Source organism: Collinsella aerofaciens, assembly GCF_040910265.1.
GTDB classification, from domain to species: Bacteria; Actinomycetota; Coriobacteriia; order Coriobacteriales; family Coriobacteriaceae; genus Collinsella; species Collinsella aerofaciens_BK.
In genome coordinates this window covers 1-13,238 of sequence record NZ_JBDGAW010000020.1, presented here as the reverse complement: position 1 = coordinate 13,238, position 13,238 = coordinate 1, and the positions used below count along the sequence as shown (strand labels likewise).

Below are 13,238 nucleotides of genomic sequence, written 5' to 3'. Positions count from 1 at the left end.
AAATGTCGTCAGTTCCCGGGCCTGCGCTCGGGATACTTGGCGGTGTAACCCTCGATGTGGAGTGTCGAGGCGATGATTTCCTTGACCGTCTCGTCGGGCACATCGGGGTGCGTGCGGATATACATCAACAACCCCATGATGAGGGTGTAGAACGTCTCGTAGACATGGTCGATGCGTAGCTCATGATGGGCGACAAAATCCACCACGGTGGTGTCGCAGATATACTGCGCCACGCGCTGGACCACGTTGTGCAAAAAGCCGCCGTAGAGCGCGCCGCTGCTCGAGGTAAGCGTGCTCGGCAGCTCGTGGCCGCTGGCGACCAGGCGCTTAAAGAGCGGGGCGACGGTGTCGAGCGCGCCCTCGATATCGCCGACGGTGCGGCCGGCGTTCCACTGCTCGAGCTCGGAGATAAAGCCGTCGATCGCCTCGTCCATGACGGCGGTGACGGCGGCGTCCATGTCGGCAAAGTAGTGGTAGAACAGCGAGCGCGTACAGCCGGCTCGTTTGGTTACGGCCGAAACCGACAGGTGCGACACGCCTAGCTCGGAGCTTACGGCACGCACGGCCGCCAGGATCTCACGACGGCGCTCGTCGCCCGTCAGGCGCTTGGCGGCGCCGTCGGGCACCGAGGCATCAGTCCCGGGGACGGCATCGACCACAGTGGTATCTGCGTAAGCGTCGCTCATGTTTTTGCCGCCTTTCATCCGTTTCTGCTCGACCGTTCGCCTAACAGTCTTGAATATTGTTGACGGTTCGTCAATACTGTTTTTGACACAATGTCAACAATGGTGGGTGAACGGCATGGGGGCATGCCAGGCCTGCAAAAAAAGAGGGGCGCTGCGGCCTTGTCGTGCTGCGGCAAGAGAAGGGACAACCATGATTCTCAACGGACCGGGAATTAGCTACACCGAGCCCGATATCGGTTCGGAGTTCGTGCCGCCGCTGCCGGAGCATCCGCGCGAGGCAATCGTCAAGCTGTGCGAGCACTGCACCAACCGTCTGCTGCATCGCGACGAGCTGCTGGGCTACGAGTACTGGTCGTTTGCCGAGGCCGCAACCGACGAGCAGGCCGAAGTGCTCTGCAAGATGAAGATGCGCCGTCCCTACACGCTGCCCGAGATGGTCAAGCTCACCGGCATGCCCGAGGCCGATATCGAGAAGATGCTCGACGACATGAGCTACACGGGTCTGCTCGAGTACAACTGGGAAAATCCCGAGCGCGCCAAGCAGTGGGTGCTGCCCATGCTGGTGCCGGGTTCCGCCGAGTTCCTCAACATGCGCGTGAGTCAGCTCGAGGAGCATCCGGTCTATGCCAAGTTTTTTGAGCAGGCATCCAAGGGCCCGCTGTCCAAGGCCACGCCGATGGTGCCGCCCGGTGGTGCCGGCATCGGCATGCATGTCATTCCGGTCGAGAAGGCCATCGATGCCGCGAGCACGTCGGTGCCGATCGAGCATATCGAGCATTGGCTCGACAAATACGAGGGTAAGTATGCCGCCAGCACCTGCAGCTGCCGCGCGAGCCGTCGTGTGATGGGCGAGGGCTGCGCCGACGACCCCGCCGACTGGTGCATTGCCGTGGGCGATATGGCCGACTATGTGGTCGAGACCGACCGCGGCCACTATGTGACGCGCGAGGAGGTCTACGACATCTTGCGCCAGGCCGAGGACAACGGCTTTGTGCACCAGATCACCAACATCGACGGCGAGAACAAGATCTTCGCCATCTGTAACTGCAACGTCAACGTGTGCTACGCCCTGCGCACCTCGCAGCTGTTCAACACGCCCAACCTGTCGCGCTCGGCCTATGTCGCCAAGGTCGAGAAGGACAAGTGCGTGGCCTGCGGCCGCTGCGTTGAGGTGTGTCCGGCCGGCGCCGCCAAGCTGGGCCAGAAGCTCTGCAGCAAAAAGGCGGGCGGACAGGTGCCCGAGTATCCGCGCCAGGAGCTGCCCGATGCCACCAAGTGGGACCACACCAAGTGGTCGCCTAACTACCGCAACGACAACCGCATCGAGACGCACGAGTCCGGCACCGCGCCCTGCAAGACGGCTTGCCCCGCGCATGTCGCCGTTCAGGGCTATCTGAAGCTCGCGGCGCAGGGCCGCTATGACGAGGCCCTGGCGCTCATTAAACGCGAGAACCCGCTGCCCGCTATCTGCGGCCGTGTGTGCAACCGCCGCTGTGAGGATGCCTGCACCCGCGGTCGTGTGGACGCCGCCGTGGCTATCGACGAAGTCAAGAAGTTTATCGCCCAGCGCGATCTGGACGCTGCGACCCGCTACGTCCCGCCCGTGGTGACGCCGACGCGCGCTGGCGGCTTCGACCAGAAGATTGCCATCATCGGTGCCGGCCCGGCCGGTCTGTCCTGCGCTTTCTATCTTGCCGAGAAGGGCTACAAGCCCGTCGTGTTCGAGAAAAACGAGCGCCCGGGTGGCATGCTCACCTACGGCATTCCCAGCTTTAAGCTGCAGAAGGATGTTATCGAGGCCGAGGTCGAGATCATTCGCCTGATGGGTGCCGAGTTTCGCTATGGCGTGGAAGTCGGCCGCGACGTGACGCTCGACGAGCTGCGCACGCAGGGTTTTAAGGCCTTCTACGTGGCTATTGGCTGCCAGGGCGGCCGCCTTGCCGACATTCCGGGCGAGGACGCCGAGGGTGTGACCGTGGCCGTCGACTTTTTGCGCGAGGTCAACAGCGGCAAGATTGACGCGCTGCCCGGCCGCACCATCGTGGTGGGCGGCGGCAACGTGGCCATCGACGTTGCCCGCAACGCCTGCCGTCTGGGTTCCGAGCACGTTGAGATGTTCTGCCTGGAGAGCGAGGCACAGATGCCCGCCAGCGAGGAAGAGCGTCGCGAGGCCATCGAGGACGGCGCGCACATCAGCTGCGGTTGGGGTCCCAAGGAGGTCCACCTGGACGAGGCCGGTCGTGTGTGCGGTATCACCTTCAAGCGCTGCACGCGTGTCTTTGACGACGAAGGCCGTTTTGCGCCCGAGTACGACGAGAACGACCTGCGCCGTGTCGACGCCGACCGTGTCGTCATGTCGATCGGTCAGTCCATCGTGTGGGGCGACCTGCTGGCCGGTTCCAAGGTTGAGCTTGGCCGCGGTCAGGGCGCTCTCGCCGATCCCCAGACCTATCAGACCGCCGAGCCCGACATCTTTGTGGGTGGCGACGTCTACACCGGTCCGAGCTTTGCGATCGACGCCATCGCCGCCGGCCACGAGGCCGCCGTGTCCATCCATCGCTTTGTGCAGCCGGGCTCCACGCTCACCATCGGCCGCAACCAGCGCCGCTACACCGCGCTTGACCGCGACGATGTTGTGATCGAGGGCTACGACAACGCGAGCCGCGAGGTCGCGCGCGTGGATCGCGAGCGCGAGAAGGCTGCGCCCTTCAGTGAGTATGTCGAGACCTTTACCGAGGAGCAGGTGCGCACCGAGACCGCCCGCTGCCTGGGCTGCGGCGCCTCGATCGTCGATCCCAACAAGTGCATCGGCTGCGGCCTGTGCACCACCAAGTGCGCCTTCGACGCCATCCACCTCGATCGCGATCGCCCCGAGTGCTCCACCATGGTCAAATACGAGCAAAAGCTCCCCAGCCTGGGCAAGTACGCGCTGAAGCGCGCCATCAAGATCAAATTTGGACGAAAGTAGTGGGTGCCCGCCTTGCATGAATTAGGAATCGTCTACCACATCATTCGCGATGTTGAGAACGTGGCGCGCGCCAATGGCGTGCGTCGCGTTTCGAGCGTGACGTTGCTGCTGGGCGAGGTCTCGGGCGTCGTTCCCGACTTGCTGCTCGACGCTTGGCGCTGGGCGGCAGATAAAAAGCCCATCACGCAGGGCGCGGAGCTTATTGTGGAGCCTGTCGAGGCCGTGACGCATTGCGAGGCGTGCGGCCGGGACTACGCGACAGTCGAGCACGGCAAGATCTGCCCCCATTGCGGCAGCGGCGAGACATACCTGCTGCAGGGCCAGGAGGTCATGATCAAGCAGATTGAGACCCCCGACGAGGACCCGGCAGACGCTGTTCCCGACGGCCCTTCCGACGCCCCCGATGCCGTCGACGCCGCCAACCCCCTCCACATCGTCTAGCCCCTAGTCGTTGGGGACGCTCTTACATGACCAGTCAATCAAGGACGTTCCCAACGACTAGTCGTTTAAGAACGTCCCCAATGACTACTTGCGCTAGTGCATAAGTCACGCTAATAGTCAAGTTATGTCTGTTTAAACAAAATAGCGGCAGTACAAGCGCATTCGCGCTTGCCAAAATCGATATTAATGAACAGCCTGTTTGTATCTGTAAAATGCATGGTTTGATGTGCGACGCCTTGGCGTGTAATGAGTCAAAAAGCAGTAAAGTAATCAACTTGTAACAAACCTTGACGTTTAAACAAATAATCCAACCTTTTGCAGTTTTAGCTATAATTCCACAAAGCAAACAGGTATACTCCTTTCATGTCGTGTAGGAATTACGTAGACAAAAAGGAGGTTATGTGATGGTAAGTATTGTTCTTGCTAGCCACGGGGACTTGGCTGCTGGAATCAAGCAGACGGGCTCGATGGTCTTTGGCGATCAGCCGTCTGTAGCCGTGGTCTCGCTCGAGCCGAGCATGGGCCCCGACGACTTCCGTGCCAAGGTCGAGGAAGCAATCGCTTCCTTCGAGGACCAGGAGCAGGTGCTCTTCCTCGTTGATCTGTGGGGCGGCACGCCGTTCAACCAGATCAGCGGGCTCATCGAGGGCCACGATTCCTGGGCTATCGTCACCGGTGTCAACCTGCCTATGCTCATCGAGGCATATTCGCAGCGCTTTGACGCAAAGAACACTGCACATGCGATCGCAAAACATCTCGTGACTGAGGCTAAGGCTGGCGTGCGCGTTAAGCCCGAGTCTCTGGAGCCCGAGGAGAAGAAGCCGGCTGCGGCCGCCGCTGCTCCTGCAGGCGCCATCCCTCCGGGAACGGTCATCGGCGATGGGCACATCAAGATCGCCCACGTCCGTATCGACACCCGTCTGCTTCATGGTCAGGTGGCCACCACGTGGACCAAGCAGATCAACCCCAACCGCATCATCGTGGTTTCCGACGGCGTTGCTCACGACGAGCTCCGCAAGACCATGATCGAGCAGGCTGCCCCTCCGGGAGTCCATGCCAACGTCGTGCCCATCAAGAAGATGGCCGAGGTCGTCAAGGACACGCGCTTTGGTGACACCAAGGCCATGCTGCTCTTCGAGAACCCGCAGGATCTGCTCAAGGCCATCGAGGCCGGCGTCGACATCAAGGAAGTCAACATCGGTTCCATGGCTCACTCCAAGGGCAAGGTCGTCGTCACCAACGCCGTCGCTATGGGCGATGACGACGTCAAGACTCTCGAGGCCCTCAAGGCCAAGGGCGTCAAGTTCGAGGTCCGCAAGGTTCCTTCGGATTCCTCCGAGGATCTCGACGCCATGTTGAAGAAAGCTAAGGCCGAACTGGCCGCTCAAGCATAGTAAAGGAGGGTCCGATACATGTCTGCAATCACTATTCTGCTTGTTGCGATTGTCGCGTTGCTTGCCGGTATGGAAGGCATTCTGGATGAGTTCCAGTTCCATCAGCCGCTCGTGGCATGCACGCTTATCGGTCTCGTAACCGGTCACCTTCAGGAGGGCATCCTCCTGGGCGGTTCGCTCCAGATGATGGCCCTTGGCTGGGCTAACGTTGGCGCCGCTGTCGCGCCTGACGCCGCTCTGGCCTCGGTCGCTTCTTCGATCATCATGGTGCTCGCCCTCAACGGTGGCGCCACCGATTCGGCAAAGGCCGTTACCGCCGCCATCGCCGTCGCCGTCCCGCTGTCGGTCGCTGGTCTGTTCCTGACCATGATCTGCCGTACCCTGGCTACCGCTATCGCTCACGCCATGGACGGTTGCGCCGAGAAGGGCGACTTCTCCGGCATCGAGCGCTGGCAGTACGCTGCTATCCTCATGCAGGGCCTTCGTATCGCCATCCCGGCAGTACTTCTGTGCATCATCCCGGCCGAGGCTGTTACCAACGCGCTTAACGCTATGCCCGACTGGCTGTCCGGCGGTATGGCTGTCGGCGGCGGCATGGTCGCTTCCGTCGGTTACGCCATGGTCATCAACATGATGGCCACCAAGGAGACCTGGCCGTTCTTCATCCTCGGCTTTGTCCTTGCTGCCATCCCTCAGCTCACGCTGATCGCCCTTGGCCTCATCGGCATCTCCCTTGCCCTCATCTACCTTGGCCTTAAGGATCTGGCCAAGCAGGGTGGCGGCATGGGCGGCGGCTCCGGTGACCCGCTCGGCGACATTCTGAACGATTACGAGTAGGAGGGGAGTGATACATATGGCAGAGAACAAGATTCAGCTCACCAAGGCTGACCGCAAGAAGGTTTGCTTCCGTCATCAGTTCCTTCAGGGCTCGTGGAACTACGAGCGTATGCAGAACGGCGGCTGGTGCTTCGCAATGATCCCTGCGATCAAGAAGCTCTACACCAGCAAGGATGACCAGATTGCCGCTCTTAAGCGCCACCTGGAGTTCTATAACACCCACCCTTATGTTTCCGCCCCCGTCATTGGCGTCACCCTCGCTCTCGAGGAGGAGCGCGCCAACGGTGCCCCGATTGACGACGTCGCCATTCAGGGCGTCAAGGTCGGTATGATGGGCCCGCTCGCCGGTGTCGGCGACCCCGCCTTCTGGTTCACCCTTCGCCCGATTCTGGGTGCTCTGGGCGCTTCCCTGGCCCTGTCCGGCAGCATCGCCGGTCCGCTGCTGTTCTTCTTTGCGTGGAACATCATCCGTTACGCCTTCCTGTGGTACACGCAGGAGTTTGGCTACAAGGTCGGCTCCTCCATCGCCAAGGACCTCTCCGGCGGTCTGATGGGCAAGGTCACCGAGGGTGCTTCCATCTTGGGTATGTTCATCATCGGCGCCCTGGTCGAGCGCTGGGTGTCCATCTCCTTCACCCCGGTCGTCTCCAAGGTCACGCAGTCTGCTGGCGCCTTTATCGACTGGGCTAACCTGCCCTCCGGTTCTGAGGGTGTCAAGGAAGCACTGACGATGTATAACTCCATCGGTGCTAACGCCCTTGATCAGGTGAAGGTCACCACGCTTCAGGCCAACCTCGATCAGCTCATCCCCGGCCTTGCCGCCGTGTGCCTGACCCTGCTGGTCTGCAAGCTCCTCAAGAAGAAGGTCAGCCCGATCGTCATCATCCTGGCTCTCTTCGCCATCGGCATCATCGGTCGCGTCTGCGGCTTCATGTAAGCACGTTTCGGCTTAAGACCGAGAATTGCTAGGCAAGGGCTTTTGAGCCATTGAAACGGACCGCACCCGGTGGGTACACTGGATGCGGTCCGATTGTTTTATTTGGAGGGCGAGGCGCGCATGGCGCAATCTCAGAACAGCACGGTCGATCTGGCAACGCCGGCAACCTGCCTGATGGGGCTTACCAGCCACGGCAACGTGATGGTGGGCAATAAGGCGTTCGAGTATTACAACGAGCGCAATCCCGAGGATTATATTCAAATCCCGTGGGATGAGGTCGACTATATTGCCGCCGAGGTTTTACGCGGCACCAAGAAGATCACGCGTTTTGCCATCTTCACCAAGGACAACGGTCACTTTACGTTTTCGACGCGCGACGACAAAGAGACGCTTCGCGCGGTGCGCAAGTACGTTGACGAGGACAAGCTCGTGCGTTCGCCCGACTTTATCGATGTAACCGCCAAGGGTGCCAAGAGCATTCCCTCCGTTATCAAAAACCTCTTCCACAAAGGCAACTAGCCCCTCATAAGTTGCGGTGGAATAGTTCTTAAATGCGGCTTTAGATGCTTTAGGCAGGAACTATTCCACCGCAACTTTGAAGTCTGGTCATGGGGTGTATGGCGATGCAGTAAATCTGCTACACTAGTACAACATGCCTCCGTAGCTCAGGGGATAGAGCACCGCTCTCCTAAAGCGGGTGTCGACGGTTCGAATCCGCCCGGGGGCACCAGGGAATATGACGGCGTCGCGAGAGCGGCGCCGTTTCTGGTTTGTGGGGGCCGCCGGCGGATTCGGGCCGTCGACACCCGCGTCACCAATTTCCCCGCGGGGAGTTTTCGAGTCCGCCCGGGGGGCACCAGAGATTTGCCGATTCCGGTACCGCAACGACGATACGCCTTGCTAGTTTTTGAAAGCTCGTCGTCGGTGCCCTAACGCACTGCCGTTTAGTGCCGATTCTGCCATGCCCGCACTCTTCGCGAGGGTGAGGAGCGTGAATTGATCGGAGAGGGTCAACCACTCTGATAAAATCATCCTCGCTGTCGGCAGTCCTCGTGCCGGGCAGAGCCCTCCATCCGATGGGAGGTGATGCCCATGACCGATTTCACCGAGCTCGTGAAGCTCCTGACCGCTATGGTCTCGCTCCTCACGGCCCTTGTCGGCCTTTCCAAGGCACTCAAGCAGGGTTCGAAGCCCAAAAAGAAAGGCCACCGTCGCTAAGACGATGACCCAACTTCATTAAGCAACGGCTCTGCCCAGCTCTCTACAACTTGGGCTGCCGTCGGCACCATTTTACCCTCCTGACGAGGAATTCGTCCATATTTCAAAAATCAAATTGTGCCTGCGTTGTCATCCTGCTATCGAAGCCTTGATTCTCATTTTCATTGCAACAGCCTCAGGACTCAGCGCAACGCGTTGCGCTCGGTGTCCCTATTTTCATGAAAGGCCCAGCAGTAGGACGCAAGCAAAGTGGGTCTTTTATCTGCAGTTATATGGTGTTCAATGATGCTTGGTGAATAGTAGGGGGTAGCATTAAATCATATCTCCTAAAGCGGGTGCCGACGGTTCGAATCCGCCCGGGGGCATCAGAGATTGATCGAGCCCGGTACCGCTATGGTGCCGGGCTCTTCTGGTTTAAAGTCACGTTCATCCATGGGCGGCAATCCCGCGTCAAAAGAAAAGCGCCCGCTTGCTGGGGGAGCAAGCGGGCGCTTCTGAGCGAATGTGTTTGCGGTCTAAGCCGCTCGAAGCAACAAGCGATCGACGTTAGTTGCTAGACTCGGAGTCGTCGCCGGAACCGGAGATGGAAACCGTCAGCGTAATCGTGCTGTCGGTGGACTGCTTGCCGGTGGGGGAGACGCCCGTAACGGTGGCATTCTCGTTGCCGCTCACAGGGTTGCCGTTCTGGTCGCAGAACGCGATGTTGTAGAAGCCGGCATTGTTGAGCGCGGTGACGGCGGCAGAGATGCTCTTACCGTACAGATTGCCCGGAACGCTCGCCTTGCCGGACTTCTTGGCAATGACGACGGTAATCGTGGCGCCGGGCTTCTGCTTGCCGCTGGGGTTCCAGCTAATCACCGTGCCCTCGGTAACCGAGTCGTTCTCCTGATAACTCACGTTAACGCCAAAGCCGGCCATGTCGAGCGCATTGCGCGCCTGGGACTCGGTCATGTCAGTCAGATCGGGAACAGAGGTGGTATCCGGGCCGCTCGAGACCTTGTACGAGATGGTCGTGCCCTTCTCGACTTCTTTGCCGGCATCGGTGCCCTGCTCAAAGACCTGGCCTTCCTCGGCTTCGTTGGCTTCCTCGGAAGCGCTGCCCTTAAGGCCAACGCTTGCCAGCGCTGCCTCGGCCTGGTCCTTGGTCAGGCCAACGAGCTGCGGAACCTCAACCTTCTCGGAGGGCTTGGGGCCCTTGGAGACCACCAGGTTCACGCGCGTGCCCTTGGGCTTCTTGGCGTTGCCGTTGGGGGTCTGCTCGGCAACCTTGCCCTCGTCGACGTCGTCGTTGTAGCTCTGGTCGACGGTGCCGACCTCCAGGCCGGCTTCCTTGATCAGCTCGACGGCAGTCTGCTGGTCCTTGCCCAGCACATCGGGCACGGTGACCTGCTCGCCGCCAAAGAGTCCTGTGGCAAAGGCCACCACGATGCCGATGACGGCAACGGCTGCCACCACGGCGGCGATGATCTTGTTCTTGTTGGATTTGGGCTTTTCGACCTCGTAGGAGCCGGTGGAGCCCGAAACCGAGCTACGGGCGGTATTCTGGCCGCTCACGCCCGAGACGGGACGCACCATGGCGCGCGTCTGATCGGAAAGCTCGCGAGTCTTGGTGGCGCCCAGCTCACCGGGGGCACCGATGATGCGCGTGGGCTCCGAGACGTTGACGGCACGGCCCGACAGGTAGCTGTTGAGCACCTGACGAAGCTCGTCGGCGGTCTGGAAGCGGTTTGCCGGGTCCTTCTCCATGCACTTGAGGATGATGCGCTCAAGGTCGGCGTCGACACCGGAGTTGATCTGGCTCGGCGGAATAGGCAGCTCGTTGACCTGCTTGAGTGCGACCGAGATAGCGTCGTCACCGTCAAAGGGGACGCGGCCGGTGGCGCACTCGTACATCACGACGCCCAGCGAGTAGATATCCGAGGTGGGGCCGAGGTCCTGACCACGGGTCTGCTCGGGGCTGACGTAGTGGGCGGTTCCCAGCACGTTGTTGTCTTGCGTGAGGTGGCTGTTCTTGGCGCGTGCGATGCCAAAGTCCATGACCTTGATATTGCCGTCGGGCAGCACCATGATGTTTTGCGGCTTGATGTCGCGGTGGATGATCTCGTGCTTGTGTGCGACCGAAAGCGCAGAGCTGATCTGCGAGCCGATCTGCGCGACCTTTTTGGGGTCGAGGGCTCCATGGCTCTTGATGCCGCTCTTAAGGTCGGTACCGCGCAGGTACTCCATGACGATGTAATAGGTGTCGCCGTCCTTGCCCCAGTCGTAGACGCCCACGATATAGGGGGAGGACAGGCCGGCAGCTGCCTGGGCCTCCTGCTTAAAGCGGGCGGCGAAGGTGGCGTCGCCGGCATACTGCGGCAGCATGATCTTGACGGCAACCGTGCGGTCGAGGACCTGATCCTGTGCACGGAAGACGGTCGCCATACCGCCCGTTCCCACCTTATCCTTGAGGAGGTATCTTCCCCCGAGGACCCTCTGTTCCATTCCTGCTCCTAACATAACTATTCGCTCAACGATGTGTGTAGTACCAAATGTATGGCCGCTGGGGCCGTGTGGCGCGTTGCCGCTAGCTCATCGGCCGCGGCGCGTCCCAAGTATCCGCTTTGATCACGGGCATCACGCTCCCTGTGCGGCGAGCGCCGCGGTCAGGACGATGCCGGCAATCTTGGCCGCCTCGACGTCGTGTTTGTCGTAATCCTCCAGGGCCACCGAGATGGCAACCGTGGGTGAATCGTAAGGTGCAAAGCCAACAAACATAGAGTTGACGTTGGTGCCGCCGGTCTCGGCCGAACCGGTCTTGCCGGCAACCTTGACGCCCGGAATCTGGGCATCGGTGCCGGTACCGGACTGGACGACGGCGAGCATGGCCTGCTTGACCTGGTCGGCCGTGGCAGAGCTGACAGCCTGACCCAGCGAGCGGGACTGCGTGGTCTTAACCACGGTTCCGTCCGGGGCGAGTATCTGGGACACAAAGAACGGGTCCATGACCACGCCGCTGTTGGCGATAGCGGCAGCGATCACGCAATTCTGCATAACGGTGGTTTGCGGGCCAGGCGTGTGGTCCATACCGACGGGCTGGCCGGCGCCTGCCCAAGCGGTCTCCCACTCGGTCATAAGCGACGGGTCGGCCATGATGGAAGCCGCGGTGGTCAGATCCTGACCGAGCTTCTGACCGTAGCCAAAGGCGTTGGCAAACTGGACGAGCGAGCTGGCACCGACCTCGTTTGCCACCTGGCCAAAGACGACGTTGGACGACACGGCGAAGGCCTGCTGCAGGCTGATGGTGCCGTAGCTCTCGTTGGCAGAGTTGGTGACCGGCGCGTTGCCAATATCCATGGAGCCGGGCGCCTGGTACGTGCTGGTAAGGCTGGCGGTGCCGGTTTCGAGCGCCGCGGAGAGTGTGACGACCTTAAAGGTCGAGCCCGGGGTGTACAGCGCGTCCATGGCACGGTCGTACATAGAGCCGTCCTCGCCGCCGCCCGACTGGAGCAGCGCATCGATGTTGGTGTTGTCGTAGGTGGGCGAGCTCGCGCACGCAAGGACCGCACCGGTGCGCGGATCCATGACCACCACAGCGCCCTTAAAGCCCTTGAGCGCCTGCTCGGCAGCCGTCTGGATACGCGAGTCGATGGTGAGCTTGGCGGTATTGCCCGGCTGGGTCTGCCCCGCGAGCGACGCGATGGCGTTGTTCCAGCTGGAGTAATCCTTGGAGCCGGTGAGCGTATCGTTCATGACGCTCTCGATGCCGGCGGTGCCGTATTGCTGGCTCACGTAGCCCACCACGTGCGCGGCCATGTTGCCGTTGGGGTAGGAACGGGCGTAGGTGCCGTCCTCCTGCTGCAGCGACTCGGCTAGTGTCACACCGTCGGACGTGATGATGGAGCCACGCTGGATGTACTTGGAGCGGGCGATGGTGTGGTTGTTGGTCGGCATGTCCTGGTAATCCTTTGCCTTGATGACCTGGACATAGGTGAGGTTGCCGATAAGGATGGCGAACAGCGCCGTAAAGGCAAACACGGCACGAGTCAGACGGTTGGCAAGTGCAACGCGGCCGAGCACGCCGGACTCAGGCGTGTCGAGCAGACGACGACGCATGCGAGAACCCGCGGAGTGGTTGCCGTGGCTGTAGGAAGGTGTGCTGGCAAAACGCGTACCGGTCGGGGCAGCGGCGGATGCGACCTGGTCATCGGTGATGGCGGCCATGGTGCCGGTGCCGGTGAGCTCGGCTTCGCGTCCGGTTGCCTCGTCGCCGGCGCGCAGCAGCAGCGCGACGATGATAAAACTCGCCAGCAGCGAAGAGCCGCCCTGGCTCATAAAGGGCAGGGTGACGCCGGTCAGCGGGATTAGGCGGGTTACGCCGCCAACGATTAAGAATGCCTGGAAGCTGATGGCCGCCGTAAGGCCGGTCGCGCTAAAGGCGGCAAGGTCGGACTTGGCGCGGGCGGCCGTGGTGAGGCCACGCACGGCAAAAAGCATAAACAGGATGAGCACGGCGCCGCCGCCCAAAAGCCCCATTTCCTCGCCGATAGCCGAGAAGATAAAGTCGGACTCGACGACGGGGATGTTGTTTGCCATGCCGTTGCCAATGCCGACGCCAACCAGGCCGCCGTCAGCCAGCGAGTAGAGCGACTGTACGATCTGGTAGCCCTGGCCCTGGGCGTCCTTAAACGGATCGGCCCAGATCTGGAAACGCACCTGCACGTGCGACAGGAACTTGTAGGCGCCCACGGCTCCAACGGCCAGCAGCGCAAGGCCGA

10 protein-coding genes and 1 tRNA gene are annotated in these 13,238 nt (G+C 61.1%); 8 read left to right on the top strand and 3 right to left on the bottom strand.

The genetic code is table 11. The features are described from left to right. Positions 1 to 8: 8 nt before the first annotated feature. Positions 9 to 686 carry a TetR/AcrR family transcriptional regulator gene (locus AB5Z14_RS08115; protein ID WP_368131006.1) on the bottom strand — a complete coding sequence of 226 codons (678 nt, stop codon included), beginning with the start codon at positions 684 to 686 and terminating at the stop codon, positions 9 to 11. 190 nt (positions 687 to 876) lie between these two features. On the opposite strand from AB5Z14_RS08115, the gene AB5Z14_RS08110 reads away from it, so the two are divergent. The 8 genes from AB5Z14_RS08110 (at position 877) to AB5Z14_RS08075 (ending at position 8,481) form a co-directional block, all read left to right on the top strand. Further along, a complete protein-coding gene (locus AB5Z14_RS08110) occupies positions 877 to 3,654 on the top strand; it encodes an FAD-dependent oxidoreductase (protein ID WP_368131005.1) in 2,778 nt (925 codons plus the stop codon). A gap of 12 nt (positions 3,655 to 3,666) precedes the next feature. After that, positions 3,667 to 4,095: a hydrogenase maturation nickel metallochaperone HypA/HybF gene (locus AB5Z14_RS08105; RefSeq protein WP_368131004.1), complete on the top strand. Its 429-nt coding sequence runs from the start codon at positions 3,667 to 3,669 to the stop codon at positions 4,093 to 4,095. A 404-nt stretch (positions 4,096 to 4,499) separates the two neighbouring features. Beyond that, positions 4,500 to 5,489, top strand: a complete 990-nt coding sequence (locus AB5Z14_RS08100; RefSeq protein ID WP_006235196.1) for a PTS sugar transporter subunit IIB — start codon at positions 4,500 to 4,502, stop codon at positions 5,487 to 5,489. 18 nt (positions 5,490 to 5,507) lie between these two features. After that, positions 5,508 to 6,326 (top strand): PTS mannose/fructose/sorbose transporter subunit IIC, encoded by an 819-nt coding sequence (locus tag AB5Z14_RS08095; RefSeq protein WP_055285302.1) that lies wholly within the window; start codon positions 5,508 to 5,510, stop codon positions 6,324 to 6,326. Between the two features lie 16 nt (positions 6,327 to 6,342). Beyond that, a complete protein-coding gene (locus tag AB5Z14_RS08090) occupies positions 6,343 to 7,263 on the top strand; it encodes a PTS system mannose/fructose/sorbose family transporter subunit IID (protein ID WP_022094170.1) in 921 nt (306 codons plus the stop codon). Between the two features lie 120 nt (positions 7,264 to 7,383). Then, positions 7,384 to 7,782 (top strand): DUF956 family protein, encoded by a 399-nt coding sequence (locus AB5Z14_RS08085; RefSeq protein ID WP_006235193.1) that lies wholly within the window; start codon positions 7,384 to 7,386, stop codon positions 7,780 to 7,782. A gap of 135 nt (positions 7,783 to 7,917) precedes the next feature. Beyond that, positions 7,918 to 7,993, top strand: a tRNA-Arg gene (locus AB5Z14_RS08080). A 362-nt stretch (positions 7,994 to 8,355) separates the two neighbouring features. Further along, positions 8,356 to 8,481: a hypothetical protein gene (locus AB5Z14_RS08075; protein WP_255413117.1), complete on the top strand. Its 126-nt coding sequence runs from the start codon at positions 8,356 to 8,358 to the stop codon at positions 8,479 to 8,481. A 546-nt stretch (positions 8,482 to 9,027) separates the two neighbouring features. Here AB5Z14_RS08075 and pknB read toward each other — a convergent pair. Both pknB and AB5Z14_RS08065 read right to left on the bottom strand, forming a co-directional pair. Then, entirely contained in the window at positions 9,028 to 10,965 is a 1,938-nt protein-coding gene (pknB, locus tag AB5Z14_RS08070) for a Stk1 family PASTA domain-containing Ser/Thr kinase (protein ID WP_368131003.1), read from the bottom strand. A 132-nt stretch (positions 10,966 to 11,097) separates the two neighbouring features. Continuing rightward, on the bottom strand, positions 11,098 to 13,238 hold a 2,141-nt coding region (locus tag AB5Z14_RS08065; protein ID WP_368131002.1), incomplete at its 5' end, for a penicillin-binding transpeptidase domain-containing protein.